Below are 26,475 nucleotides of genomic sequence, written 5' to 3' on the forward strand. Positions count from 1 at the left end.
CCAGCATGAGCGAATTCCAGACCATCCAGCTTGAGATCGACCCGCGCGGCGTAGCCACCCTGTGGCTGGACCGGGCGGAAAAGAACAACGCCTTCAATGCCGTCGTGATCGGCGAACTGTTGCAGGCCATCGATCGCGTCGGCAGCGACCCGCAGGTCCGCCTGCTGGTGCTGCGCGGCCGTGGCCGGCACTTCTGCGGCGGTGCCGACCTGGCCTGGATGCAGCAGTCGGTGGACCTCGACTACCAGGGCAACCTGGCCGACGCCCAGCGCATCGCCGAACTCATGACCCATCTCTACAACCTGCCCAAGCCGACCCTGGCGGTGGTCCAGGGCGCGGTGTTCGGCGGCGGGGTCGGCCTGGTCAGTTGCTGCGATATGGCCATCGGCAGCGACGACGCGACCTTCTGCCTGTCCGAGGTACGCATCGGCCTGATCCCGGCGACCATCGCCCCGTTCGTGGTCAAGGCCATCGGCCAGCGCGCCGCGCGGCGCTATTCGCTGACCGCCGAGCGCTTCGACGGACGCCGCGCCAGCGAACTGGGCCTGCTCAGCGAAAGCTGTCCCGCCGCCGAACTGGAAAGCCAGGCCGAGGCCTGGATCGCCAACCTGCTGCAAAACAGCCCGCGCGCCCTGGTCGCCTGCAAGGCGCTCTACCATGAGGTCGAGGCCGCCGAGCTGAGCCCGGCGCTGCGCCGCTACACCGAGGCGGCCATCGCCCGCATCCGCATCAGCCCGGAAGGCCAGGAAGGCCTGCGCGCCTTCCTGGAGAAACGCACGCCCGCCTGGAGAAACGACGCATGAACCCGGACTACCGCAGCATCCAGCGCCTCCTGGTCGCCAACCGCGGCGAGATCGCCTGCCGGGTGATGCGCAGCGCGCGCGCCCTCGGCATCGGCAGCGTCGCCGTGCACAGCGACATCGACCGCCACGCCCGCCACGTCGCCGAAGCCGACATCGCCGTCGACCTGGGCGGCGCCAAGCCCGCCGACAGCTACCTGCGCGGCGACAGGATCATCGCCGCCGCCCTCGCCAGCGGCGCCCAGGCGATCCACCCCGGCTACGGCTTCCTCTCGGAGAACGCCGACTTCGCCCGCGCCTGCGAGGAAACCGGCCTGCTCTTCCTCGGACCGCCGGCGGCGGCCATCGACGCCATGGGCAGCAAGTCGGCCGCCAAGGCGCTGATGGAAGAAGCCGGCGTGCCGCTGGTGCCCGGCTACCACGGCGAAGCCCAGGACGCCGAGACCTTCCGCCGGGAAGCCGGAAGGATCGGCTACCCGGTCCTGCTCAAGGCCGCCGCTGGCGGCGGCGGCAAGGGCATGAAGGTGGTGGAGCACGAAGCCGAGCTGGCCGAGGCCCTTTCCTCCGCCCAGCGCGAGGCCAAGGCCGCCTTCGGCGACGCGCGGATGCTGGTGGAGAAATACCTGCTGAAGCCGCGCCACGTGGAGATCCAGGTATTCGCCGATCGCCATGGCCACTGCCTGTACCTCAACGAACGCGACTGTTCGATCCAGCGCCGCCACCAGAAGGTCGTCGAGGAAGCCCCCGCCCCCGGTCTCGGTGCGGAACTGCGCCGGGCCATGGGCGAGGCCGCGGTACGCGCGGCGCAGGCGATCGGCTACGTCGGCGCCGGTACCGTCGAATTCCTCCTCGACGAACGCGGCCAGTTCTTCTTCATGGAAATGAACACCCGCCTGCAGGTGGAACACCCGGTCACCGAGGCCATCACCGGCCTCGACCTGGTCGCCTGGCAGATCCGCGTCGCTCGCGGCGAGGCGCTGCCGCTGACACAGGAACAGGTGCCGCTGAACGGCCACGCCATCGAAGTGCGGCTCTACGCGGAAGACCCCGAGGGCGGCTTCCTCCCCGCCAGCGGCCGCCTGGCGCTGTACCGCGAAGCGCCCGCCGGCCCCGGCCGGCGGGTCGACAGCGGGGTACGCGAAGGCGACGAGGTCTCGCCGTTCTACGACCCGATGCTGGCCAAGCTGATCGCCTGGGGCGAAACCCGCGAGGAAGCCCGCCAGCGCCTGCTGGCGATGCTGGCGGAAACCTCGGTCGGCGGCCTGCGCACCAACCTGGCGTTCCTCCGCCGCATCCTCGGCCATCCGGCGTTCGCCGCCGCCGAACTGGACACCGGTTTCATCGCGCGCCACCAAGACGACCTGCTGCCGGCGCCGCAAGCGCTGCCGGAGCATTTCTGGCAAGCCGCCGCCGAAGCCTGGCTGCAGAGCGAACCGGGCCACCGTCGCGACGACGACCCGCATTCGCCGTGGAGCCGCAACGACGGCTGGCGCAGCGCCCTGGCGCGGGAGGCCGACCTGATGCTGCGCTGCCGCGACGAACGCCGCTGCGTCCGCCTGCGCCACGCCAGCCCCAGCCAGTATCGCCTGGACGGCGACGACCTGGTCAGCCGGGTGGACGGTGTCACCCGTCGCTCGGCGGCGTTGCGCCGCGGACGCCAGTTGTTCCTCGAATGGGAGGGCGAACTGCTGGCCATCGAAGCCGTCGACCCGATCGCCGAGGCCGAGGCCGCCCATGCCCAGCAGGGTGGTTTGAGCGCGCCGATGAACGGCAGTATCGTGCGGGTCCTGGTCGAGCCCGGCCAGACGGTCGAAGCCGGCACCGCCCTGGTGGTGCTGGAGGCGATGAAGATGGAACACAGCATCCGCGCGCCCCACGCCGGGGTAGTGAAGGCGCTGTATTGCAGCGAGGGCGAACTGGTAGAGGAAGGCACGCCGCTGGTGGAGCTGGACGAGAACCAGGCCTGACAGCCAAGACGAGGAACAGCATGAACCTGCCGAAGAAGGTCCGCCTGGTGGAAGTCGGTCCGCGCGACGGACTGCAGAACGAGAAACAGCCGATCGAGGTGGCCGACAAGATCCGCCTGGTCGATGACCTGAGCGCCGCCGGCCTGGACTACATCGAAGTGGGCAGCTTCGTCTCGCCCAAGTGGGTGCCGCAGATGGCCGGCTCGGCCGAGGTGTTCGCCGGCATCCGCCAGCGTCCCGGCGTGACCTACGCGGCGCTGGCGCCGAACCTGAAAGGCTTCGAGGCGGCGCTGGAGTCGGGGGTGAAGGAAGTGGCGGTGTTCGCCGCCGCGTCGGAAGCCTTCTCCCAGCGCAACATCAACTGCTCGATCAAGGACAGCCTGGAGCGCTTCGTACCGGTGCTGGAGGCGGCGCGCCAGCACCAGGTGCGGGTGCGCGGCTACATTTCCTGCGTGCTCGGCTGTCCCTACGACGGCGATGTCGATCCGCGCCAGGTCGCCTGGGTCGCCCGCGAACTCCAGCAGATGGGCTGCTACGAAGTGTCCCTGGGCGACACCATCGGCGTCGGCACCGCCGGTGCCACCCGCCGGCTGATCGAGGCGGTGGCCAGCGAGGTTCCCCGCGAGCGCCTCGCCGGGCACTTCCACGACACCTACGGGCAGGCCCTGGCGAACATCTACGCCAGCCTGCTGGAAGGCGTCGCGGTATTCGACAGCTCGGTGGCCGGCCTCGGCGGTTGTCCCTACGCCAAGGGCGCCACCGGCAACGTCGCCAGCGAAGACGTCCTCTACCTGCTGAACGGCCTGGAGATCCATACCGGGGTCGACATGCACGCCCTGGTCGACGCCGGCCAGCGCATCTGCGCGGTGCTCGGCAAGAGCAACGGATCGCGAGCGGCGAAGGCGTTGCTGGCCAAGGCCTGAGAAGCGGCGGATAACCGCGGGCGGTTATCCGCCCTACCTGACATCACCCTCAGGCTCGGAGACTGCATCATCCACCCTGGGTGCCGTCATACCCCATCCGCCAACTGATAGCCCGAGTCGTCGCAAGCAGCCGTTCCGCCGCCGGCCCCTGCTCCTCGGCCTGGAAGATGCTCGCCGGGCCGACCACCGTGAGCACCGCCGCCACCCGCCCGCGGGCGTCGAACACCGGTGCCGAGAGCGCCTCCACCCCAGGCATCAGCAGCCCATGGATCGCATGCAGGCCGCGCGCGCGGATGCCCTCCAGCAGCACCGCGTAGGCCGCCGGGTCGGCCAGCGGATGGTCGGCGCGCCCGGCCAACTCTTCCTCGCGCAGCTCGGCCACCTCGCGTTCCGGCAGGAACGCGGCGAACACCAGGCCGGTGGACGAACCGAGCAGCGGCAGCACCGAGCCGACCTGGGTGACCACCGTCACCGCGCGCACCGCCTGTTCCACCTGTACCACGGTGGCGCCACGGTTGCCCCAGACGGCGAGGAAGCAGGTCTCGTTGAGCACGTCGCGCAGCTCGGCCAGCGGCGCGGCGGCGCTCTTCAGCACGTCCATGCTGTCCAGCGCCGCCAGGCCCACGCGCAGGGCCTCGCGCCCCAGCGAGTAATGATTGGTGGAGGCGTCCTGGACCGCGAAGCCGCTGGCGATCAATGCCTGCAGATAGCGATGGACCTTGCTCGCCGGCATCCCCACATGCTCCGCCAGGCGCGACAGCGAGGTCGCCGGGGAGAGTTCGGCGAGGGCCTTGAGGATATCGGTACCGACTTCGGCGGAGCGGACCTTCTGCTTGCCGGAGGTTTCGGCGGGACTGCTGTTCTTTTCCATGGACGCGGGTTCCTGCGGGCGGGGCCGACGTTATAGCTTGACGCTGCTTTCCACTCAAATTACGTTATGCGTAATTGAATTACGATAAAAATAACGCAGCCAGCGTGCCAGGTCCCCGGCGGATCGGCGGCAAGCTGCCCCCACTCCCCGGAGGCCTCAGATGAACCTCGACTCCACTGCCCTCGCCTATCAATCGGGCTTCGGCAACGAATTCAGCAGCGAAGCGCTCCCCGGCGCCCTGCCGGTCGGCCAGAACTCCCCGCAGAAAGCGCCCTACGGCCTGTACGCCGAACTGCTCTCCGGCACCGCCTTCACCATGGCTCGCAGCGAGGCCCGGCGCACCTGGCTGTACCGCATCACGCCGTCGGCCAAGCATCCGCCGTTCCGCCGCCTGGAACGACAGATCGCCGGTGCCGAACTGGATGCGCCGACTCCCAACCGCCTGCGCTGGGACCCGCTGGCACTGCCCGAGCAGCCCACCGACTTCCTCGACGGCCTGCTGCGCATGGCCGCCAACGCGCCCGGCGACAAGCCCGCCGGCGTGAGCATCTACCAGTACCTGGCCAACCGCTCGATGGAGCGTTGCTTCTACGACGCCGATGGCGAACTGCTGCTGGTCCCGCAATTGGGCCGTCTGCGCCTGTGCACCGAACTCGGCGCGCTGCAAGTCGAACCGCTGGAGATCGCGGTGATCCCGCGCGGGATGAAGTTCCGCGTCGAGCTGCTCGACGGCGAGGCACGCGGCTATATCGCCGAGAACCACGGCGCGCCGCTGCGCCTGCCCGACCTCGGCCCGATCGGCAGCAATGGCCTGGCCAATCCGCGCGACTTCCTGACCCCGGTGGCGCGCTACGAGGACAGCCGCCAGCCGCTGCAACTGGTGCAGAAATACCTCGGCGAGCTGTGGGCCTGCGAGCTTGACCACTCGCCGCTGGACGTGGTCGCCTGGCACGGCAACAACGTGCCCTACAAGTACGACCTGCGCCGCTTCAACACCATCGGCACGGTCAGCTTCGACCACCCGGACCCGTCGATCTTCACCGTGCTGACCTCCCCCACCAGCGTCCCCGGCCTGGCCAACATCGACTTCGTGATCTTCCCGCCGCGCTGGATGGTGGCCGAGAACACCTTCCGTCCGCCATGGTTCCACCGCAATCTGATGAACGAATTCATGGGCCTGATCCAGGGCGCCTATGACGCCAAGGCCGGCGGCTTCGTGCCCGGCGGCGCCTCGCTGCACAGTTGCATGAGCGCCCACGGCCCGGACGCGGAAAGCTGCGACAAGGCCATCGCCGCCGACCTCAAGCCGCACAGGATCGACCAGACCATGGCCTTCATGTTCGAGACCAGCCAGGTCCTCCGGCCGAGCCGTGCCGCCCTCGAGACGCCGGCCCTGCAGAATGACTACGATGCCTGCTGGGCGTCGCTCGTATCCACCTTCAACCCGCAACGGAGATAACCCCATGAACCAGCCAACCCCCACTCGTAGCTGGGTCGCCTCCGCCAATGGGCATGCCGACTTTCCCCTGCAGAACCTGCCGCTGGGCATCTTCAGCCGTGCCGGCCTGAGCCCGCGTTGCGGCGTGGCCATCGGCGACTCGATCCTCGACCTGGACGCGGCGCTGGCCGCCGGGCTGTTCGAGGGTGCCGCCGGCGAAGCCGCCGAAGCCACCCGCGGCGGCGCGCTGAACGCCTTCTTCGCCCTCGGCAAGCCGGCCCGCGTGGCGCTGCGCCAGCGCCTGCTGGAGCTGCTCGGCGAAGGCGCCGCGGAGCGCCCGGAACTGCTCCATCCGGCCGCCGAGTGCCAAATGCACCTACCGGCCAGGATCGGCGACTACACCGACTTCTACGTCGGCATCCGCCATGCCGAGAACGTCGGCAAGCTGTTCCGCCCGGACAACCCACTGCTGCCCAACTACAAGCACGTGCCCATCGGCTACCACGGCCGCGCCTCGACCGTGCGCGTCTCCGGCAGCGAAGTGCGCCGGCCCAACGGCCAGACCCTGCCGGCCGGCGCCAGCGAGCCGGTGTTCGGCCCCTGCGCGCGCCTGGACTACGAACTGGAGCTGGGCATCTGGATCGGCCAGGGCAACGCCCTCGGCGAAGCCATCCCGGTTTCCCGCGCCGCCGAGCACATCGCCGGCTTCTGCCTGCTCAACGACTGGTCGGCGCGCGACATCCAGGCCTGGGAATACCAACCGCTCGGCCCGTTCCTGTCGAAGAGCTTCATCACCAGCGTCTCGCCCTGGGTGGTCACCGCCGAAGCCCTGGAGCCGTTCCGCCGTGCCCAGCCAGCGCGCCCCGAAGGCGACCCGCGGCCGCTGCCGTATCTCTACGACGACAACGACCAGGCCCACGGCGCCTTCGACATCGAGCTGGAGGTCCTGCTGCTCACCGAGGGCCTGCGCGAGAAAGGCCTGCCGCCGCAGCGCCTGACCCTGAGCAACAGCCTGAGCATGTACTGGACGGTGGCGCAGATGGTCGCCCACCACAGCGTCAATGGCTGCCAGTTGCAGCCCGGCGACCTGTTCGGCTCCGGCACCCTGTCCGGCGCCGAGCCCGGCCAGTTCGGCTCGCTGCTGGAGATCACCGCTGGCGGCAAGCAGCCGGTGCAACTGGCCTCCGGCGAGACCCGGCGCTTCCTCGAGGACGGCGACGAGGTCATCCTCCGCGCTCGCTGCAAGCGCGAGGGACATGTCTCGATCGGTTTCGGCGAATGTCGCGGCAAGGTGCTCGCGGCCCTTCCGGGGGCGCGCGGATGAAGCTCTATACCTACTACCGTTCCACCTCCTCCTACCGGGTGCGCATCGCCCTGGCGCTGAAGGGGCTGGACTACCAGTCGCTGCCGGTCAACCTGGTCCGCGACGGCGGCGAACACCGCCAACCCGCCTACCTGGCGCTCAACCCGCAGGGCCGCGTACCGGCCCTGCAGGTCGACGAGGGCGAGCTGCTGATCCAGTCGCCGGCGATCATCGAGTACCTCGAGGAGCGCTACCCGCAACCCGCCCTGCTCTCCAGCGATCCGCTGCGCCGCGCCCGCGAGCGCGGAGTCGCGGCGCTGGTCGGCTGCGACATCCACCCGTTGCACAACGCCAGCGTGCTCAACCTGCTGCGTCAGTGGGGCCACGACGAAGAGCAGGTCCGGCAGTGGATCGGCCACTGGGTCGGCCAGGGTCTCGCCGCCGTCGAGCAACTGATCGGCGACCAGGGCTGGTGCTTCGGCGACCGGCCGGGCCTGGCCGACGTCTACCTGGTCCCGCAGCTCTACGCCGCCGAGCGCTTCGGCGTGGCGCTGGACGCCTGGCCACGGATCCGCCGGGTCGCCGACCTGGCCGCCGCCCATCCGGCGTTCCGCCAGGCCCATCCGGCCAACCAGCCGGACACCCCGGCCGCCTGAGGGACCGCAGAGTCCCGCTCCTGAAGATAAAGGGGGGCGTCCGCCGGACGCCCCATCACCAATAAGAACCTCAGGTACCTTGCGATGCACAACCAGATCGCCAGCTTTCGCGCGGCGCTCGACGCGCGCCCCGTGTCCCGCTACCAGTGGCTGTTGCTGCTGCTCCTCGCCCTGTTGCTGGTCACCGATGGCTACGATGCCCAGGTGCTCGGCTACGTGGTGCCGACCCTGGCCCAGGAATGGGGCCTGGACAAGGCCGCGTTCGGCCCGGTGTTCAGCGCCAACCTGTTCGGCCTGACCGTCGGTTCGCTGCTGGTGACGCCGCTGGCGGACCGCTTCGGCATCCGCCGGGTGCTGCTCTGCTGCGTGCTGATCTACGCCAGCCTGACCGTCCTGATGGTCTTCGCCGGTTCCCTGGAAAGCCTGATGCTGGCGCGCTTCGTCTGCGGCATCGGAATGGGCGGGGCGATGCCCAGTGCCATGGCGCTGATGGCCGAGTATTCGCCACCGCGCCTGCGTACCCTGATGGTCACCCTGGCGGCCTGCGGTTTCTCCTTCGGCGGCGCCGCCGGCGGTTTCGTCGCCGCCGCCTTCATGGACGGCTTCGGCTGGCAGGCGGTGTTCCTCGCCGGCGGCGTCACCCCGTTGCTGCTGTTCCCCTTCCTCCTCCTGTTCCTCCCGGAGTCGCTGCCGCGCCTGCTCCGCGACGCACCGCCCTATGCCCGCCTGCGCCAGCTCAGCGAGCGTATGGCGCCGGGCTGGCAGCCGCCGCCGGCACAGGCCGACGCCGAGCCGGCGGCGAGCCTGACCGTGCTGGAGCTGTTCCGCCACGGTTACGCGCGGCCGACCCTGCTGCTCTGGGCGACCTTCTTCGTCAGCCTGATCCTGCTCTACTTCATGGTCAGTTGGCTGCCCTCGCTGCTCCAGGAAAGCGGCCTGACACGCAATGCGGCGAACCTGGCGACCTCGATGTTCCTCTTCGCCGGCACCCTCGGCGCGATGCTCCTGGCCTGGCTCGCCGACCGCCTGCGCAGCAAGGTCCGCCTGCTGGCGGCGATTCTCGCCGGCGCCGCGCTGTTCACCCTGCTCCTCGGCCTCAACCACGACCAGCCGCGCTGGCTGCTGGCGTTCGTCTTCGCCGCCGGCTTCTGCATCATCGGCGGGCAGTTGACCCTGAACGCCTTCGCCAGCAACTTCTACCCGGCCCAGGTACGCGCCACCGGCACCGGCTGGGCGCTGGGCGTGGGCCGCTTCGGTTCGATCCTCGGCCCACTGTTCGGCAGCCTGCTGCTGGGCATGCACATATCCGTGGAGAACATCTTCATGCTTGCGGCGATTCCCGCCGGGCTCGCCGCGCTACTGATCCTCCAGGTCCGCTCGCCCGCCGCCCAGGCGCAGCGGGAAAGCGCCGCCGCGCTGGCCGTCGAGGAATCCTGAGCCTTCACCGCGAGCGGCTTCCCGGCTACAGTGGCGGGCCGTTTCGCCGTCCGCCGCAGGAGCCGCCGATGAACGACGCCGACAGCCTCCAGGATTACCAACGCGTGCGCCAGCAGGCGATCCGTTCGCTGTTCGAGATCGTCGAAGGCTCCAGCGAAGGCACGGTGATCGTCGACCGCGAGGCCCGCATCGTCTGGATCAACCAGCGCTACGCCCAGCGTTTCGGCCTCGCCGACCCGGCGCAGGCCATCGGCCGGCCCTGCGAAAGCGTGATCCCCGGTAGCCTGCTGCGCGAAGTGGTAGGCAGCGGCAAGCCGATCCTGCTGGACATGATGGACAGCGCGAAGGACCCGCTGGTGGTGATGCGCCTGCCGATCCACGACGACGCCGGCGAAGTGATCGGCGCCATCGGCTTCGCCCTGCTCGACGAACTGCGTTCGCTGTCGCCGCTGGTGACCCGCTACCTGAGCATGCAGCGCGAACTGGCCTCGACCCGCTCGCAATTGCAGGCGCGCCAGGCCAAGTACAGCTTCAGCCACTTCGTCGGCACCAGTCCGGCCAGCCTGGAAGTCAAGCGCCGCGCCCGTCGTGGCGCGGCCAGCGAAGCGCCGGTGCTGTTGCTCGGCGAGACCGGCACCGGCAAGGAACTGCTCGCCCACGCCATCCACAGCGCCTCGCCGCGGGCGCACAAGGCCTTCGTCAGCGTGAACGCCGCGGCGATCCCGGAAAGCCTGCTGGAGGCCGAATTCTTCGGTACCGCCCCGGGGGCCTTCACCGGTGCCGAGCGCAAGGGCCGGCCAGGCAAGTTGCAGGTGGCCCAGGGCGGCACGTTGTTCCTCGACGAGATCGGCGACATGCCGCTGGCCTTGCAAGGCAAGCTGTTGCGCGTGCTACAGGAGAAAGAGTTCGAAGCGGTGGGTTCCAACGAAGTGATCCGCAGCGACATCCGCCTGGTCGCCGCCACTTCCATCGACCTGCAGCAGGCGATGCGCGAAGGCCGTTTCCGCGCTGACCTCTACTACCGGCTGAACGTCCTGCCGATCGAGATCCCGCCGTTGCGCCAGCGCCTGGACGACCTCCCGGCGCTCTGCGAGTCGATCCTCGACAGCCTCGACCACGGCCGTCTCCACGAACTCGGCGGCGACGCCCTGGCGCTGCTCGCCCGGCATGCCTGGCCGGGCAACGTCCGCGAACTGCGCAACGTGCTGGAACGCGCGCTGCTGCTGGCCGACCAACGGTTGCTGGACGCCGCCGCCCTCGGCGCGGCGCTGGGGCCCCTGCAACCGCTGCCGGAGCTGCCTCGAGCGGCGGACGACAGGCCGGTCGGGGATTTCCAACAGGCCCGCGAAGCCTTCGAGCGCGACCTGATCGGACGGGCCCTGGCGCAGAGTGCCGGCAATGTGGTGGAAGCGGCGAAACGCCTGGGCCTGGGTCGCTCGACCCTGTACAAGAAGATCGTGGCGCTGGGCATGCGTCTCGATAGCGGGACTCGTCTCGAAATAGAGACGAACTGAGACCTGCATAGCCACGGAACTTTCGCTCGATTACGTCTCCATTTTGAGACAACGCTATTCCCCACGCTCCCCTTCGTCTCGCCGCAGCCCGCGAAAACCGCGATTCTGGGGCCTGGCACGGTTATCGCAACGTGCCTTTCCGACGGCCCTGCCCCGTTCCAGGCCGTCACGCCGGTGCCCGCATCGTTCGACAACAAGAAACAGGCCCGGAGCGCCTTCCCCATGCGAAGCGCGCCCCGCAGCGCCGTGGAGATATGCCCGATGAGCGTGATCATCGCCCTTGCCGCCCTGGGCCTGCTGATGCTGGCCGCCTACCGGGGCTACAGCGTCATCCTGTTCGCCCCCCTCGCCGCCCTCGGCGCCGTCCTGCTCACCGATCCCAGCGCGGTCGCGCCGACCTTCACCGGGGTGTTCATGGAGAAGATGGTCGGTTTCATCAAGCTTTACTTCCCGGTATTCCTGCTTGGCGCGGTGTTCGGCAAGCTGATCGAGCTGGCCGGCTTCTCCCGCTCCATCGTCGCGGCGGCGATCCGCCTGCTCGGCACCCGCCAGGCGATGCTGGTGATCGTACTGGTCTGCGCGCTGCTCACCTACGGCGGCGTCTCGCTGTTCGTGGTGGTGTTCGCGGTCTACCCGTTCGCCGCGGAGATGTTCCGCCAGAGCGACATCCCCAAGCGGTTGATTCCGGCGACCATCGCCCTCGGCGCGTTTTCCTTCACCATGGACGCGCTGCCCGGCACCCCGCAGATCCAGAACATCATCCCCTCGACCTTCTTCGGCACCCACGCCTGGGCCGCGCCCTGGCTCGGCACCCTCGGCGCGCTGTTCGTCTTCGCCGTGGGCATGCTCTACCTGCGACGCCAGGCGAACAAGGCGCGGCGCAACGGCGAAGGCTACGGCAGCGACCTGCGCAACGAGCCGGAGACCGCCGATGACCTGCGCCTGCCGAATCCCTGGCTGGCGCTCTCGCCGCTGGTGCTGGTCGGGGTCGCCAACCTGCTGTTCACCCACTGGATCCCGCAATGGTACGGCCAGGTCCATACCCTGCAACTGGCCGGCATGGCCACGCCGTTGCAAACCGAGGTCGGCAAGCTCACCGCGATCTGGGCAGTGCAGGCGGCCCTGCTGCTGGGCATCCTGCTGGTGCTGGCGAGCGGCTTCGCGGCGATCCGCAGCCGCCTCGCCGAAGGCACCCGCAGCGCGGTGGCCGGCTCGCTGCTGGCGGCGATGAACACCGCCTCGGAATACGGCTTCGGTGCGGTGATCGCCTCGCTGCCGGGCTTCCTGGTGCTGGCCGACGCGCTCAAGAGCATTCCCAATCCGCTGGTCAACGAAGCGATCACCGTCACCCTGCTGGCCGGCATCACCGGTTCCGCGTCGGGCGGCATGAGCATCGCCCTGGCGGCGATGTCCGATACCTTCATCGCCGCCGCCAACGCCGCGCAGATCCCCCTGGAAGTCCTCCACCGGGTCGCCGCCATGGCCAGCGGCGGGATGGATACCCTGCCGCACAACGGCGCGGTGATCACCCTTCTGGCGGTCACCGGCCTGACCCATCGGGAGGCGTACAAGGACATTTTCGGTATTACCCTGATCAAGACCCTGGCGGTGTTCTTCGTCATCGGGCTGTTCTACGCCACCGGCCTGGTCTGATCCGCCCTTTTTTCATCCAGCGGGAGAAACAGCATGACCCTGAAAGGCAAGACCGCCCTGGTCACCGGTTCCACCAGCGGCATCGGCCTGGGCATCGCCCTGAGCCTGGCCGAGGCCGGCGCCGACCTGCTCCTCAACGGCTTCGGCGAGGTCGACGCGGCACTGGCGCAGGTCCGCGCCCGCGGCGTGCGCGCAGAGCACCACCCGGCCGACCTCTCCAGCCCGGAGCAGATCGGCGAACTGATGGCCTTCGCCGAGCGGACCTTCGGCGGCGTCGACATCCTCGTCAACAACGCCGGCATCCAGTACGTGGCGCCGGTGCAGGAATTCCCCACGGAACGCTGGGACGCGATCATCGCGATCAACCTGTCCTCGGTGTTCCATACCACCCGCCTGGCCCTGCCGGGCATGCTCGCGCGCGGCTGGGGGCGGATCGTCAACATCGCCTCGACCCACGGCCTGGTCGCCTCGGCCGGGAAGAGCGCCTACGTCGCCGCCAAGCATGGCGTGCTCGGCCTGACCAAGAGTGTGGCGCTGGAAACGGCGCGCACGCCGGTGACCTGCAACGCCATCTGCCCCGGCTGGGTGCTGACCCCGCTGGTGCAGAAGCAGATCGACGCGCGCATCGCCGAGGGCGTCTCGCCCGAACAGGCGGAACACGACCTGCTGGCGGAAAAGCAACCCTCGCTGGCCTTCGTCACCCCCGAGCAACTCGGCGGACTGACGCTGTTCCTTTGCAGCGAAGCCGCCGACCAGGTGCGCGGCGCGGCCTGGAACATGGATGGCGGCTGGGTGGCGCAGTAGCCGGGGCGGCCAGCCTCTCCCCAGACCCTCTCCCTGAAGGGAGAGGGAACCATCCGGAGTTCGCCCGCCCCATTGCGTAGGGCGGATAACGCCACAGGCGTTATCCGCCGATACCTCGTTTCCCGGCACGGCTGCCCGGTCCTCAACCTCCTCCCTGAAGGGAGAGGAAGTTATCGGGGGGTGCGATGCGCTACGGCATCACCGGCGGGATGTACGCCAGGGTGCTGCCCAGGGCCCAGAGCAGCACCAGCACCAGCGGGATGTGCACCAGCAACTGGACGAACGAGAAGCCGATCAGGTCGCGCGCCTTCAGCCCCAGCACGCCGAGTAACGGCAGCATGTAGAACGGGTTGATCAGGTTCGGCAGCGCCTCGGCGGCGTTGTAGATCTGCACCGCCCAGCCGAGGTGGTATTGCAGCTCGTTGGCCACCTGCATCACGTACGGCGCCTCGATGATCCACTTGCCGCCGCCGGAGGGAATGAAGAAGCCCAGCACCGCCGAGTACACGCCCATCAGCAGCGCGTAGGTGTCGTGGGAGGCGATCTGTACGAAGAAGGTCGAGATATGGTGGGCCAGGGTCTCGCCGTCGCTGCCGTTGACCGTGGTCATGATCGCCGCGATCGAGCCGTACAGCGGGAACTGGATCAGCACCCCGGTGGTGGTCGGCACCGCGCGCGCCACCGCGTCGAGGAAGCTGCGCGGGCGCCAGTGCAGCAACGCGCCGAGCATCAGGAACAGCAGGTTATAGGTGTTCAACCCGGAGATCGCCAGGATCGCCGGCTTGGTCGAGAACTCGTGGACCAGCCAGCCGCCGGCCAGCAGTACCAGCAGGATGATCAGCAACGGGCTGTGCTCCAGCCACTCGCCGGGCCGGGTCGGCGCCAGCCTGGCCGGAGCGGTGAAGCTCACGTCGACCCCGCAATCCTTGGCGTCGCGGGCGCTGGCGGCGCTCGGCGCGGTCATGTAGGCGATCACCAGCGAGACCAGGATCAGCGCCAGCAGCATGACCCCGGACTGCCAGAGGAAGATGGTCTCGGTGAACGGGATCACCCCGGTGATCGCCAGGATCGACGGTGGCAGGCTGGCCGGGTTGGCCTGCAACTGCGCGGCCGACGACGACAGGCCCAGCGCCCACACCGCGCCCAGCCCGAGGTAGGCCGCGGCGCCGGCGGCGCGATAGTCCATGCGCAGGTCGCTGCGGCGCGCCAGGGCGCGTACCAGCAGGCCGCCGAAGACCAGGCTGAGGCCCCAGTTGAGCAGCGAGGCGAGCATCGACACCAGCGCCACCCAGCAGACCGCCGAGCGGCCATTCTTCGGCACCCGCGCGAGCAGGTCGATGAGACGCGAGGCGGGGCCTGAACTGGCCACCACATAGCCGCCGATGACCACGAAGGCCATCTGCATGGTGAACGGGATCAGGCTCCAGAAACCGTCGCCGAAGGCTTTCGCCGTGGCGGTCGGTCCGGCGCCCATGGCCAGCGCGGCCAGGCTGACGATGAGGATGGCCAGGGCGGCGAACACCCAGGAGTCGGGAAACCAGCGCTCGGCCCAGTTCGAGCAACGCATGGCAAAGCGCGCGGAGCGGCTTTCTTGGATGGGAAGGATAGCGGTCATCGCGGATTCTCTCGGTTTTATTGTTATTCGGCGACTACGGGGCCGCCTGTGTGTGCTACGGCTCCCTGGGCACCCGGTCGTCCCGAGGGGCGGAACGGTACGGGGCCGGTCGGACGGTCAAGGCCGTCCGCCGCTCGTTCCCTGGACACGAGCGCGCCATGCCCCCGCGAAAGGACATGGCGCGATCACGCCGCGAGCGGCAGGTCGATGGATCAGTCGCGGGCCAGGGTCAGGGCGACGCCCTGCCCGCCGCCGATGCACAGGGTGGCGAGGCCCTTCTTCGCGTCGCGACGGATCATCTCGTGCAGCAGGGTCACCAGCACCCGGCAGCCGGACGCGCCGATCGGGTGGCCAAGGGCGATGGCGCCGCCGTTGACGTTGACCCTGGCGGCATCCCAGCCCAGTTCCCGGCCCACCGCCAGGGACTGCGCGGCGAAGGCCTCGTTGGCCTCGATCAGGTCCAGTTGCTCCAGGCTCCAGCCGGCCTTGTCGAGCGCGCGACGGGTGGCGGAGACCGGGCCGATGCCCATGATCGCCGGGTCGACCCCGGCGCTGGCGTAGCTGGCGATCCGCGCCAGCACCGGCAGGCCCAGGGCCTTGGCCTTGGCCGCGCTCATCAGCAATACCGCGGCGGCGCCGTCGTTGAGGCTGGAGGCGTTGCCGGCGGTGACGCTGCCGTCCTTCCTGAAGGCCGGCTTGAGCTTGGCCAGGGCCTCGACGGTGGTGCCGGCGCGCGGCTGCTCGTCGGTATCGAAGCTCAGCGGCTCGCCCTTGCGCTGCGGGACCTGGATCGGCGTGATCTCGTCGCGGAAGCGCCCGCCCTCGATGGCGGCGATGGCCTTCTGCTGCGAAGCGGCGGCGAAGGCGTCCTGCTCCTCGCGGGTCAGGCCGTACTTCTCCGCCAGGTTCTCGGCGGTGATGCCCATGTGGTAGTCGTTGAAGGCGTCCCACAGGCCGTCCTCGATCATGCTGTCGACCAGCTTCGCATGGCCCATGCGCAGGCCGGTGCGGGCGCCGGGCATGACGTAGGGCGCCAGGCTCATGTTCTCCTGGCCGCCGGCGACGATCACCTCGGCGTCGCCGCAGCGGATCGCCTGGGCGCCCAGATGCAGGGCCTTGAGGCCGGAGCCGCAGACCTTGTTCAGGGTCATGGCCGGCACGCCGACCGGCAGGCCGGCCTTGATCGCCGCCTGGCGCGCCGGGTTCTGCCCGGACCCGGCGGTGAGCACCTGGCCGAGGATCACTTCGTCGACCTGGCCGGCATCGAGACCGGTCTGTTCGAGCAGGCGGCGGATCACCGCGGCGCCCAGCTCGGGGGCGGGAATGCCGGCCAGCGAGCCCTGGAAGCTGCCGACGGCGGTACGGGTAGCGGCGACGATGACGACGTCTTGCATGGATGGTTCTCCTGGATTCGCCCGTGGCCGGGCCGAATCGCTGCGGGTGGACGTAGGCGGTGCGACAGGCTCCTATCCTACGCCCTCTGGAAAGGACGGTCCGCGCGGCCGGCGCCTTGCGTGGAGGCGCCGGCCGCGCGGGCCGCGATTCAGAAACTCATTTCCGGCACGTGCTCGGGGACGATCAGCTTGCCGGCGGTCTTCGCCACGATCTCCTCGACGCTGACCCCGGGGGCGCGCTCGCGGAGGATGAAGGCGCCGTCCTCGATCTCCAGGTAGGCCAGGTCGGTGAGCACCTTGCGAATGCAGCCGCAACCGGTCAGCGGCAGGGTGCAGTACGGCAGCAGCTTGGACTCGCCGTCCTTGGAGGCGTGGGTCATGGTGACGATGATGTTCTCGGCGCCGGCCACCAGGTCCATGGCGCCGCCCATGCCCTTGACCAGCTTGCCGGGGATCATCCAGGAGGCGATGTTGCCGCGCACGTCCACCTCGAAGGCACCGAGCACGGTGAGGTCGACGTGGCCGCCACGGATCATGGCGAAGGACTGCGCCGAGTCGAAGATCGACGCGCCGACGCGGGCGGTCACGGTCTGCTTGCCGGCGTTGATCATGTCGGCGTCGACTTCCGCCTCGCTGGGGAACGCGCCCATGCCGAGCAGGCCGTTCTCCGACTGGAGCATGACGTCGATGCCTTCCGGCACGTAGTTGGCCACCAGGGTCGGGATGCCGATGCCGAGGTTGACGTAGTAGCCGTCCTTCAATTCGCGCGCCACGCGCTGCGCCATCTGTTCGCGGGTAAGTGCCATCTGGGGAAACCTCTTGTCGTTGTAGCGGCCGCCGTCAGGCGCGCAGCGTGCGTTTCTCGATGCGTTTCTCGAAGCGACCCTGGATGATCCGGTCGACGTAGATGCCGGGGGTGTGGATCTGCGTCGGGTCCAGTTCGCCGGGCTCGACGATCTCCTCCACCTCGACCACCGTGATGCGCCCGGCGGTGGCGACCAGCGGGTTGAAGTTCTGCGCGGTGTGGCGATAGACGACGTTGCCGAAATGGTCGGCCTTCCAGCCCTTGACGATGGCGAAGTCGCCGGTGATGGCCGGTTCGAGGATGTAGTGGCGGCCATTGAACTCGCGCGCCTCCTTGCCCTCGGCGACCGGGGTGCCGTAGCCGGTGGCGGTGAAGAAGGCCGGGATGCCGGCGCCGCCGGCGCGGATCTTCTCGGCCAGCGAGCCTTGCGGGGTCAGTTCGACTTCCAGCTCGCCACTGAGCAGTTGTTGCTCGAACAGGGCGTTCTCGCCGACATAGGAGGCGATCATCTTGCGGATCTGCCGGTCTTCCAGCAGCACGCCGAGGCCGAAACCGTCGACGCCGCAGTTGTTCGAGACCACCGTGAGGTCTCTGACCCCGCGCCGGCGGATTTCCGCGATCAGGTTCTCGGGAATCCCGCAGAGGCCGAAGCCCCCGGCGAGGACGGTCATGCCGTCGGTCAGGCCTTCGAGGGCCTCTTCGTAACTGCCTACTCGCTTGTCGAGTCCGCTCATGCTGCTGTGCCTCTTCCGGCTCTTGTGATTGTGCGTGCGGCAGTCTGACTGCCGGGTCGCACAGAGCTTCTCCGCTGCGGACTGATTTGTTAAGTTTGTTTTTCCAATCCATTGATGAGAAAAACAAATAAATGACCGTCAAGCAGTTGCGCGCCTTCCTCGCCGTGGCGCAGAGCCTCAGCTTCGCCCAGGCCGGCGAACGCCTGCACCTCTCCCAGCCGGCCCTGAGCCTGGCGATCAAGAGCCTGGAGGAAAGCCTCGGCGGTCCGCTGCTGGAACGTACCACCCGCAGCGTCAGCCTCACCCCCGAGGGCGAGACCCTGCTGCCGCTGGCGCTGCGCCTGCTGGCCGACTGGGACAATACCGAGGAATTGCTGCGCCAGCACTTCACCCTGCAACTGGGCAAGGTCTCCATCGCCGCCATGCCCTCCTTCGCCGGCAACCTGCTGCCGCTGGTCTTGAAGACCTTTCGCGAACGCCACCCGCGGGTCAACGTGGCGGTGCACGACGTGATCAACGAGCAGGTGCTGGAGATGGTCCGCAACCGACGCGTCGAGCTGGGCATCGCCTTCGAGCCGGAGTCCCTGGAAAACCTCGAGTTCACCCCGTTCTACAGCGACCGCTTCGTCGCCGTGGTGCCGGCCGGCTCGCCGCTGTCCGGGCAGGAGCGGGTCAGTTGGCGCGAACTGCTCAGCGAGCCCTTCATTACCCTGCAACGCCCCTCGGCGGTGCGCCTGCTCCTGGAAGAAAGCGTGGCCGCCGAGCACGGCCGCTTGCCGGTGGCGTTCGAGAGCCACCAACTGGTCACGGTCGGGCGGATGGTCGCCCAGGGACTGGGTGTCAGCGCCGTGCCGACCCTGTGCATCCAGCAGATGCAGGAACTCGGCGCGCGCTGCCTGCCGCTCTACGCGCCGCAGGTGCAGCGACGGGTCGGCCTGCTGCGGCTGAGCGAGCACAAGCTGTCCACCGCCGCCCAGGCTCTCAGCGACGTGCTGCTGCATGGCACCGACTGGCGCTCGCTGGCGCTGCCGCAGGACCAGTCCACGGAGTGAGGCAGGCAGCGGCGGGTCCGGTTATGCTTCCTGCATGTCCCGGAACAACAACAAGGACGGACACGCCATGCCCGCACCGCTCTGGAGCCCTTCCGCCGAACGCATCGCCGCCAGTCGCATGGAGGCCTTCCGACGCTTCGTCAACCAGCGGCACGCCCTCGGCCTGGTCGACTACCCGGCGCTGCATGCCTGGAGCGTGCAGCGGCGCGAGGCGTTCTGGCAGGCCATCGTCGACTTCTTCGAGGTGCGCTTCCAGCAACCGCCGCGTGCGGTCCTCGAGGAAGGCGCGCAGATGCCCTCGGCGCGCTGGTTCCCCGGCGCCACGCTGAATTTCGCCGAACACCTGCTGCGCCGCCGCGATGATGCCCCGGCGCTGATCGCGGTGAGCGAAGACGGTCGCCGCGAGGTGCTCAGCCACGCCGAACTGGCCCGTCACGTGGCGGGCCTGCAGAAGCGCCTCGCCGCCCTGGGCATAGGCCCCGGCGACCGGGTCGCCGCGCTGATGCCGAACACCTGGCAGACCGTGGTCGGCATGCTCGCCACCGCCAGCCTCGGCGCGACCTGGTCGAGCTGCTCGCCGGACTTCGGTACCCAGGGCGTAATCGACCGCTTCGGCCAGATCGAACCGCGCGTGCTGATCGCCTGCGCCGGCTACCGCTACGCCGGCAAGTCGCTGGACCTGACCGCCAAGCTCAACGAGGTGCTCGCCGGCCTGCCCGGCCTGGAGCAACTGCTGGTGGTGCCCTACGACCGTCCGCAGGCGCAGCCGCAGGACTACCGCTGCCAGGCGCAGGTCGCGCTGTGGGACGGGTTCTACCAGGCCGAGGGCGAGCCGGTCTTCACCCCGGTGCCCTTCGAGCAGCCGCTGTACATCCTCTATTCGTCGGGCACCACCGGAGTCCCCAAATGCATCGTCCATGCCACCGGCGGCGTGCTCCTGCAACATCTCAAGGAGCACGGCCTGCACACCGACCTGGGCGACGGCGACCGGCTGTTCTACTACACCACCTGCGGCTGGATGATGTGGAACTGGCTGGCCTCCGGTCTGGCGGTGGGCGCCAGCCTGGTGCTCTACGACGGCTCGCCGTTCCACCCCGGCCCCGAGCGCCTGCTGGACCTCATCGACGCCGAGGACATCGCCGTGTTCGGCGCCAGCGCCAAGTACCTGGCGGCGCTCGAGAAGGCCGGCGTGCGCCCGCGCCACAGCCACCGCCTGGACAGCCTGAGGACACTGCTCTCCACCGGTTCGCCGCTGGCCCACGAAAGCTTCGACTACGTCTACCGCGAGCTGAAGAGCGACCTCTGCCTGTCGTCGATCTCCGGCGGCACCGACATCGTTTCCTGCTTCGCCATCGGCAACCCGGTGCTGCCGGTGTGGCGCGGCGAACTGCAATGCAAGGCGCTGGGCATGGCCGTGGAAATCTGGGACGACGACGGCCGCCGCCTCGCCAGCGGCAAGGGCGAGCTGGTCTGCACCCGGCATTTCCCGTCGATCCCGCTGGGCTTCTGGAACGACCCGGATGGCACCAGGTTCCACGACGCCTACTTCGCCAGCTTTCCCGGCGTCTGGGCCCATGGCGACTACGCCGAGGAAACCGTCCACGGCGGGCTGGTCATCCACGGCCGCTCCGACGCGGTGCTCAATCCCGGCGGCGTGCGCATCGGCACCGCGGAAATCTACCGCCAGGTGGAAAAGGTCGAGGAAGTCCTCGAGTCCATCGCCATCGGCCAGGACTGGCAGGGCGATGTGCGTGTGCTGCTGTTCGTCCGCCTGCGCGACGGCGTGCGACTCGACGAGCCGCTGCGCGAACGCATCCGCCAGACCATCCGCGCCAACGCCACGCCGCGCCACGTACCGGCGAAGATCATCCAGGTCGCCGATATCCCGCGCACCCTGAGCGGCAAGATCGTCGAGCTTGCGGTGCGCAACGTGATCCACGGCCGCCCGGTGAAGAACACCGACGCCCTGGCCAACCCGCAGGCGCTGGAGCTTTATCGCGACCTCGCCGAACTGCGCGACTGAAGCCGCGGCGAGCCTGGGCTAGAATGCGCGTTCCGTCCTACCGCAAAAGGTAATTCCATGCCCGTCGCCATGGCCCGCCACATCCTGGTCAAGACCGAAGCCGAGGCCGCGCAACTGAAGCAGCGCCTGGCCAAGGGCGAGGACTTCGCCACGCTGGCGAAGAAGCATTCGACCTGCCCGTCCGGCAAGCGCGGCGGCGACCTCGGCGAGGTGCGCCCGGGGCAGATGGTCAGGTCCATCGACAATGCCATCTTCAGGAAACCCGTGGGCGTGCTCCAGGGTCCGCTGAAGAGCCAGTTCGGCTACCATCTCCTGGAAGTGTATTTCCGCGACTGAACCGCCACCGGAGCGTCCATGACCGCCGACCAGATCGCCGCCTTCTGCCTGCAACTGCCCGGCGCCCGGGAAGACCTCAAGTGGGGTTCGAACCGGGTGTTCTCGGTGGCCGACAACAAGATGTTCGCCATCCTCGACTTCGTCGACAAGGACGGCGGCCTGGCCTTCAAGGTCGGCAGCGAGCTGTTCCTCGGCTATGTCGACCGCCCCGGCATCCGTCCGGCGCCCTACCTGGCGCGCGCGCACTGGATCGTCATGGCCCGCCCCTACCCGATGAAGGCGGCGGAGTTGCGCGAGGCCCTGGTCCGTTCCCATCAGTTGGTGGTGGCGCGCCTGCCCAGGCGCCAGCGCCTCGGCCTGGTACTCGACGCATGAGTCGCGACCGTCTGTACACCTGGGCCGGCCTGTGGCGCTCGCCGTCGTCCAGCTGGGAGGCCCTGCGCCTGGAGGACGACCAGGCGGAAAGCCAGTTGCGCGCGCCGGACGAACGCAGCGGCCTGCCCTACCAATTGGACTACCGGCTGCGCTGGGACGCCGACTGGCATCTGCGTGAGGCAGTGTTCCACGTCGAAAGCGAAACCGGGGTGCGCAAGCTGCACCTGCTCGCCGATGGCCGCGGCCACTGGCAGGACGGCGACGGCGAAGCGCTACCGGCATTCGACGGTTGCCTGGACATCGATATTTGGCCAAGCCCCTTCACCAACACTTTCCCGATCCGCCGCCTGGGCCTGGCCGATGGCCAGCGCGCGGAAATCCGCGCGCTCTACATCGAGGCCCCGGCCCTGGAGCCGCGTAGCATGCGCCAGGCCTACACCCGCCTGGACGCCAGCCACTACCTCTACGAGAACCTCGAAGGCAGCGCGTTCAAAGCGGTACTGCTGGTGGACGAACAGGGCCTGGTGATCGATTACCCGGGTCTCTTCCAGCGTCTCTGAACGCGCTAGCGCCGGGCACCGCGCGTCGCCGATAGCCCGGCGAATCCGTTAGCCTGCTTTCATTCGTCATCCGCAACGGTCATCATGGCGGACCGCGACAACCCACTGCGACCGCGTTTCCCACATGTCCGTCGATATCCGCCCCACCCCGCCGGCGCAGGACAGCGCCCGGCAAAACGTCACCCTGCAGATCGTCTCGGTGGTGATGTTCACCTTCATCGGCTACCTGACCATCGGCATCCCGCTGGCGGTGCTGCCCGGCTACGTGCACGACGACCTCGGCTACGGCTCGGTGCTGGCCGGCCTGGTGATCAGCCTGCAGTACCTCGCCACCCTGCTCGCCCGACCCTACGCCGGGCGCGTCATCGACGGCCTCGGGCCGAAGCGCGCAGTGCTCTACGGCATGGCCGGCAGCGCCGCGAGCGGGCTGTTCATGCTGCTCTCGGTGGCGATCCAGGGCTGGCCGGCGCTGAGCCTGGCCAGCCTGCTGGTCGGCCGCCTGGTACTCGGCGCGGCGGAAAGCCTGGTCGGCTCGGCGGCGATCGGCTGGGGCATCGGCCGGGTCGGCGCGCCGCACACCGCCAAGGTGATTTCCTGGAACGGCATCGCCAGCTATGGCGCCATCGCCCTCGGGGCGCCGCTAGGGGTGCTGCTGGTGCACTGGCTGGGGCTGTGGAGCATGGGCGCGTCCATCGTCCTGCTCGGGGCGCTCGGCTTCGCCCTGGCCTGGCCGAAGTTGCCGGCGCCGCTGGTGCACGGCGAGCGACTGCCGTTCCACCATGTGCTCGGCCGGGTCACCCCGCACGGTATGGGCCTGGCGCTGGGGGCGATCGGCTTCGGCACCATCGCCACCTTCATCACCCTTTACTACGCCAGCCGTGGCTGGGCCAACGCAGTGCTCTGCCTGAGTGCCTTCGGCGGTTGCTTCATCGGCGCCCGGCTGTTGTTCGCCAATAGCATCAACCGGCTCGGCGGCTTCCGCGTGGCGATCATCTGCCTCGGCGTCGAAAGCCTCGGCCTGCTGCTGCTGTGGAGCGCGCCGAATCCCTGGGTCGGCCTGGCCGGCGCGGCCCTCACCGGCTTCGGCTTCTCCCTGGTGTTCCCGGCGTTCGGCGTGGAAGCGGTGAACCTGGTACCGGCTTCCAACCGTGGCGCGGCGCTGGGCGCCTACTCGCTGTTCGTCGACCTGTCGCTGGGCATCACCGGGCCCCTGGTGGGCTTCGTAGCCAACCTGTTCGGCTTCCGCTCGATGTTCCTCTTCGCCTGCCTGGCCTCGCTCGGCGGGCTGGCCCTGGCCGTCGCACTGCACCGGCGCAGCCGCCGGCCCGGCTAGGGCGTGCACCGTCCCAGGCGGCGGTACGCGTTCTAGAGCTCCCCGAGCAAGGCGCTCAGGGCCGCGCGCAGCTTGCCGGGCTTCAGCGGCTTGTTGAGCAGCGGCACGCCCAGGCGGGCCAGCGCGCGGCGGCAATCGTCGCTGCGGTCGGCGGTGATCATCACCGCGGCGATCTCCGCGCCGTAGTCCTCGCGCAAGGCGCCCAGCAACTGGCAACCGGTAGCGCCGTGGTCCAGGTGGTAGTCGACCAGGATCGCATCCGGCGCGCGGCCATCGAGCGCCTTGCGCGCGCCTTCCAGGTCGGTGGCGGTAAGCACCTCGCAGCCCCACTGGCCGAGCAGCGCGGACATGCTGAAGAGAATCTCGGTCTCGTTGTCCACCACCAGCAGCCGCCGTCCCGGCAGCGGATCACCAGCCGAAACCCGCGCAATCGCCTCGCCGGGTGCTGGCCGCGCCGGCTTGCGGACCAGCGGCACCTCGATGGCGAACAGCGAGCCTCGGCCTGGAGTCGAATGCACCTCGATGCGGTAGCCGAGGATGCCGGCGATACGGTCGACGATGGCCAGCCCGAGTCCGACGCCACGGCGCTCGGAAGCGCGCCCGGCGTCCAGTTGGTTGAACTCGAGGAAGATCGCCTGCAACTGGTCGGCGGGGATGCCCCGGCCAGTGTCCCACACCTCCAGGCGTACCTTGCCGCCACGCCGGCGCGCCCCCAGCAGCACGCTGCCGCGCTCGGTGTAGCGGCAGGCGTTGCTGAGCAAGTTGCGCAGGATCCGCGACAGCAGGCGCGCGTCGGTGCGCACTGCTAGTCGCGGGATCCGCGCACGCAGGGCCAGGCCGGCGGCACGCGCGACTTCCTCGAACTCCGAGGCCAGCGGAGCGAGCAGTTCGTCGAGGGAATAGTCGTCCAGGTCCGGACGGATCGCGCTCTGGTCGAGCCGGGCGATTTCCAGCAGGTCGGTGAGCAAGGTCTCGGCGCCTTCCAGGGCCAGGTGGGTGCGCTCCACCAGTTGCAGTTCGGCGGCCGGCAGGCCCCGTTCGCGCAGGGTGTCGACCAGCAGCCGCGCCGCGTTGAGCGGTTGCAGCAGGTCGTGGCTGGCGGCGGCGAGGTACTTGTCCTTGCTGTGGTTGGCGGCTTCGGCGGCGTCGCGCGCCTGGCGCAACTGGCGGTTGAGCTCTTCCAGCTCGTGGGTGCGCTCGGCTACCCGCCGCTCCAGCTCCTCGTTCATGGTCTGCAGGCGCTGCTGGGCCTGGACCCGCTCGGTGATGTCGGCGACGAAACCTTCGACCAATTCTTCCTCGTCGTGCCTGAGCAGCAGGTTCATCAATACCTCGATGTGACTGCCGTCCCTGCGCCAGAGGCGCGTCTCGTAGCCGAACAGGCCGCCGCGCTCGCGCAGCAGCGCGCGGATCCGTCGCATCTCGGCCTCGCCGCCGACGAACAGTTGCCCGGCCATGTCCTCCAGCGACCAGAGCACCTGTTGCGGATCGTCGTAGCCGAGCATCTGCGCCAGCGCCGGATTGGCGGCGCGCAGCCCCTGGCCGAGGCTGGCCTGGAAGATGCCGTGCACCGCGTGCTCGAACAGCCATTTGTAGCGGTTGCGCTCGGCCTCCAGCTCCTCCAGGCGCGCCAGCAGCTCCGGGTAGTGGCTCTTGCGCGCGGAGTGGCTGCCCAGGCCGAGTAACCCGGCCAGGGCCTCCTGCTGCTGCTCAGAGGGCCTCGCCATAGACCACCTCGACATCGCGCTGGCTCGACTCGCGCGGGTTGGTAAGGATGCACGGGTCCTGCATCGCGTGGCGCGAGAGGAAAGGAATGTCGGAGCTGCCGACCCCGTGCAGGGCGAGGCTCTCGTGGAAACCCACGGCGTGCTTGAAGGCGATCAGGTGGTCCACCAGGCGCTGGCGGACCTGCCCCTGGGTCAGACCGCGGCAATCGATGCCGAAGGTCTCGGCGATCACCTTGAAGCGTTCCGGCGCGGCGCTGTAGTTGAACGCCACCACGTGTTCGACCAGCGCCGCGTTGCACAGGCCGTGGGGCAGGTCGAGATAGCCGCCGAGGCTGTGCGACATGGCATGCACCGCGCCGAGGATGGCGTTGGAGAAGGCCAGCCCGGCCTGCATGCTCCCGAGCATGATCTTCTCGCGCAGGGCGATGTCGCCGGGATTGGCGATCATCTGTACCAGATTGCCATCGATCAGGCGCATCGCTTCCAGCGCGTGGGGATCGGTCAGCGGCCCGTGGCCGGTGGAGACGAACGCCTCGATGGCGTGTACCAGTGCATCGATGCCGGTACAGGCCGAAAGGAAGGGATCCATGGTCAACGTGGTTTCCGGGTCGATCAGCGAGACGTCAGGCACAACCGCCTTGCTCACCACGGAGAACTTCATGCGCTCGTCCTGGTTGGAAATGATCACGAACTGCGAGACGTCCGCCGAAGTCCCGGCGGTGGTCGGGATCAGGATCAGCGGCGGACTCGGCACCCGCAGCCGGTCGACGCCTTCGAACTCGAGGATGCTGCGGCCATGGGCGGCGACGATGCCGATGCCCTTGGCGCAATCCATCGGGCTGCCGCCGCCCACCGCGACGATCACATTGCAGCCCTCGCTGCGATAGAACTCGGCGCCGAGCATCACCTCGTCGACCCGGGGGTTGGGCGAAACGTCGGTATACAGGCAGTAGTCGATGCCCTGCCCCTCCAGGCTTGCCTGGATGTCGGCGACCCAGCCGGCGGCGAGCACGCCGGGGTCGGAGACCAGCAGGACCTTGCGCGCACCGAAGGTCTTCACGTAGTTGGCGACGCTGTGCCGGCAGCCGGCGCCGAAGATGATCTCGGGCGAGACGAATTTACGCAGTTGGCTGAGGTCGTGGCTCATCTGACAGA

At 68.9% G+C, this 26,475-nt stretch carries 23 protein-coding genes; 16 read left to right on the forward strand and 7 right to left on the reverse strand.

Annotation, left to right across the window (positions count from 1 at the left end):
- Positions 1-5: 5 nt before the first annotated feature.
- Genes AC1RB9_RS15430 through liuE form a run of 3 tightly spaced genes read left to right on the forward strand, consistent with a single transcriptional unit; the run spans position 6 to position 3,690 of the window.
- Positions 6-803, forward strand: a complete 798-nt coding sequence (locus AC1RB9_RS15430) for a gamma-carboxygeranoyl-CoA hydratase (RefSeq protein WP_003450449.1) — start codon at positions 6-8, stop codon at positions 801-803.
- On the forward strand, positions 800-2,767 hold the full coding sequence (liuD, locus tag AC1RB9_RS15435) for a methylcrotonyl-CoA carboxylase subunit alpha (protein WP_003450447.1): 1,968 nt from the start codon (positions 800-802) through the stop codon (positions 2,765-2,767). Before AC1RB9_RS15430 ends, liuD begins: the two co-directional genes overlap by 4 nt.
- Before the next feature lie 20 nt (positions 2,768-2,787).
- Positions 2,788-3,690 (forward strand): bifunctional 3-hydroxy-3-isohexenylglutaryl-CoA lyase/hydroxymethylglutaryl-CoA lyase, encoded by a 903-nt coding sequence (liuE, locus tag AC1RB9_RS15440; RefSeq protein ID WP_003100393.1) that lies wholly within the window; start codon positions 2,788-2,790, stop codon positions 3,688-3,690.
- Positions 3,691-3,757: 67 nt separating this feature from the next.
- Here liuE and AC1RB9_RS15445 read toward each other — a convergent pair whose 3' ends face one another.
- The gene (locus AC1RB9_RS15445; RefSeq protein WP_003111362.1) at positions 3,758-4,561 is read right to left on the reverse strand and encodes an IclR family transcriptional regulator; all 804 of its coding nucleotides are present in this window, start codon (positions 4,559-4,561) and stop codon (positions 3,758-3,760) included.
- Positions 4,562-4,721: 160 nt separating this feature from the next.
- On the opposite strand from AC1RB9_RS15445, the gene hmgA reads away from it, so the two are divergent.
- The 7 genes from hmgA to bdhA all read left to right on the forward strand — a co-directional run bounded on the left by hmgA (position 4,722) and on the right by bdhA (position 13,366).
- Positions 4,722-6,020, forward strand: coding sequence for a homogentisate 1,2-dioxygenase (gene hmgA, locus AC1RB9_RS15450; RefSeq protein ID WP_003100397.1), 1,299 nt, complete (start codon positions 4,722-4,724; stop codon positions 6,018-6,020).
- 4 nt (positions 6,021-6,024) lie between these two features.
- Positions 6,025-7,323: a fumarylacetoacetase gene (gene fahA / locus AC1RB9_RS15455; protein WP_003100400.1), complete on the forward strand. Its 1,299-nt coding sequence runs from the start codon at positions 6,025-6,027 to the stop codon at positions 7,321-7,323.
- A complete protein-coding gene (gene maiA / locus AC1RB9_RS15460; RefSeq protein ID WP_003100402.1) occupies positions 7,320-7,958 on the forward strand; it encodes a maleylacetoacetate isomerase in 639 nt (212 codons plus the stop codon). The genes fahA and maiA overlap by 4 nt, the downstream gene beginning before the upstream one ends.
- Before the next feature lie 84 nt (positions 7,959-8,042).
- Complete coding sequence (locus AC1RB9_RS15465; RefSeq protein ID WP_003088580.1) at positions 8,043-9,395, forward strand: MFS transporter; 1,353 nt, start codon at positions 8,043-8,045, stop codon at positions 9,393-9,395.
- A gap of 68 nt (positions 9,396-9,463) precedes the next feature.
- A complete protein-coding gene (gene hbcR / locus AC1RB9_RS15470) occupies positions 9,464-10,909 on the forward strand; it encodes a sigma-54-dependent transcriptional regulator HbcR (protein ID WP_003100411.1) in 1,446 nt (481 codons plus the stop codon).
- A 261-nt stretch (positions 10,910-11,170) separates the two neighbouring features.
- Positions 11,171-12,562: a GntP family permease gene (locus AC1RB9_RS15475; RefSeq protein ID WP_003088575.1), complete on the forward strand. Its 1,392-nt coding sequence runs from the start codon at positions 11,171-11,173 to the stop codon at positions 12,560-12,562.
- Positions 12,563-12,595: 33 nt separating this feature from the next.
- Positions 12,596-13,366, forward strand: coding sequence for a 3-hydroxybutyrate dehydrogenase (bdhA, locus tag AC1RB9_RS15480; RefSeq protein ID WP_003100413.1), 771 nt, complete (start codon positions 12,596-12,598; stop codon positions 13,364-13,366).
- A gap of 190 nt (positions 13,367-13,556) precedes the next feature.
- Here bdhA and AC1RB9_RS15485 read toward each other — a convergent pair whose 3' ends face one another.
- From AC1RB9_RS15485 to AC1RB9_RS15500, 4 genes are all read right to left on the reverse strand, one after another.
- Positions 13,557-14,981, reverse strand: coding sequence for a short-chain fatty acid transporter (locus tag AC1RB9_RS15485; RefSeq protein ID WP_003088572.1), 1,425 nt, complete (start codon positions 14,979-14,981; stop codon positions 13,557-13,559).
- A gap of 212 nt (positions 14,982-15,193) precedes the next feature.
- Positions 15,194-16,375 (reverse strand): acetyl-CoA C-acetyltransferase, encoded by a 1,182-nt coding sequence (locus tag AC1RB9_RS15490; RefSeq protein WP_003121716.1) that lies wholly within the window; start codon positions 16,373-16,375, stop codon positions 15,194-15,196.
- Between the two features lie 149 nt (positions 16,376-16,524).
- Positions 16,525-17,181 (reverse strand): CoA transferase subunit B, encoded by a 657-nt coding sequence (locus AC1RB9_RS15495; RefSeq protein ID WP_003088567.1) that lies wholly within the window; start codon positions 17,179-17,181, stop codon positions 16,525-16,527.
- 34 nt (positions 17,182-17,215) lie between these two features.
- On the reverse strand, positions 17,216-17,914 hold the full coding sequence (locus AC1RB9_RS15500) for a CoA transferase subunit A (RefSeq protein ID WP_003088566.1): 699 nt from the start codon (positions 17,912-17,914) through the stop codon (positions 17,216-17,218).
- A 131-nt stretch (positions 17,915-18,045) separates the two neighbouring features.
- Between AC1RB9_RS15500 and AC1RB9_RS15505 the strand changes: the two genes are divergently transcribed.
- The 6 genes from AC1RB9_RS15505 (at position 18,046) to AC1RB9_RS15530 (ending at position 23,593) form a co-directional block, all read left to right on the forward strand.
- The gene (locus AC1RB9_RS15505) at positions 18,046-18,966 is read left to right on the forward strand and encodes a LysR family transcriptional regulator (protein WP_003450419.1); all 921 of its coding nucleotides are present in this window, start codon (positions 18,046-18,048) and stop codon (positions 18,964-18,966) included.
- A 67-nt stretch (positions 18,967-19,033) separates the two neighbouring features.
- Positions 19,034-20,989: an acetoacetate--CoA ligase gene (locus AC1RB9_RS15510; RefSeq protein WP_003450416.1), complete on the forward strand. Its 1,956-nt coding sequence runs from the start codon at positions 19,034-19,036 to the stop codon at positions 20,987-20,989.
- 57 nt (positions 20,990-21,046) lie between these two features.
- The gene (locus AC1RB9_RS15515; protein WP_003088559.1) at positions 21,047-21,325 is read left to right on the forward strand and encodes a peptidylprolyl isomerase; all 279 of its coding nucleotides are present in this window, start codon (positions 21,047-21,049) and stop codon (positions 21,323-21,325) included.
- A gap of 18 nt (positions 21,326-21,343) precedes the next feature.
- Positions 21,344-21,700 carry an MmcQ/YjbR family DNA-binding protein gene (locus tag AC1RB9_RS15520; RefSeq protein WP_003450413.1) on the forward strand — a complete coding sequence of 119 codons (357 nt, stop codon included), beginning with the start codon at positions 21,344-21,346 and terminating at the stop codon, positions 21,698-21,700.
- On the forward strand, positions 21,697-22,260 hold the full coding sequence (locus tag AC1RB9_RS15525; protein ID WP_003088555.1) for a putative glycolipid-binding domain-containing protein: 564 nt from the start codon (positions 21,697-21,699) through the stop codon (positions 22,258-22,260). Before AC1RB9_RS15520 ends, AC1RB9_RS15525 begins: the two co-directional genes overlap by 4 nt.
- Positions 22,261-22,384: 124 nt before the next feature.
- Positions 22,385-23,593: an MFS transporter gene (locus AC1RB9_RS15530; protein WP_003450410.1), complete on the forward strand. Its 1,209-nt coding sequence runs from the start codon at positions 22,385-22,387 to the stop codon at positions 23,591-23,593.
- 32 nt (positions 23,594-23,625) lie between these two features.
- Here the strand turns inward: AC1RB9_RS15530 and AC1RB9_RS15535 are convergent, their stop codons facing one another.
- Complete coding sequence (locus AC1RB9_RS15535) at positions 23,626-25,320, reverse strand: hybrid sensor histidine kinase/response regulator (protein ID WP_003106469.1); 1,695 nt, start codon at positions 25,318-25,320, stop codon at positions 23,626-23,628.
- The gene (gene ercA / locus AC1RB9_RS15540) at positions 25,304-26,467 is read right to left on the reverse strand and encodes an alcohol dehydrogenase-like regulatory protein ErcA (RefSeq protein WP_003088548.1); all 1,164 of its coding nucleotides are present in this window, start codon (positions 26,465-26,467) and stop codon (positions 25,304-25,306) included. Before ercA ends, AC1RB9_RS15535 begins: the two co-directional genes overlap by 17 nt.
- Between the last annotated feature and the right edge of the window lie 8 nt (positions 26,468-26,475).

This window comes from Pseudomonas sp. 20-5 (assembly GCF_056782835.1).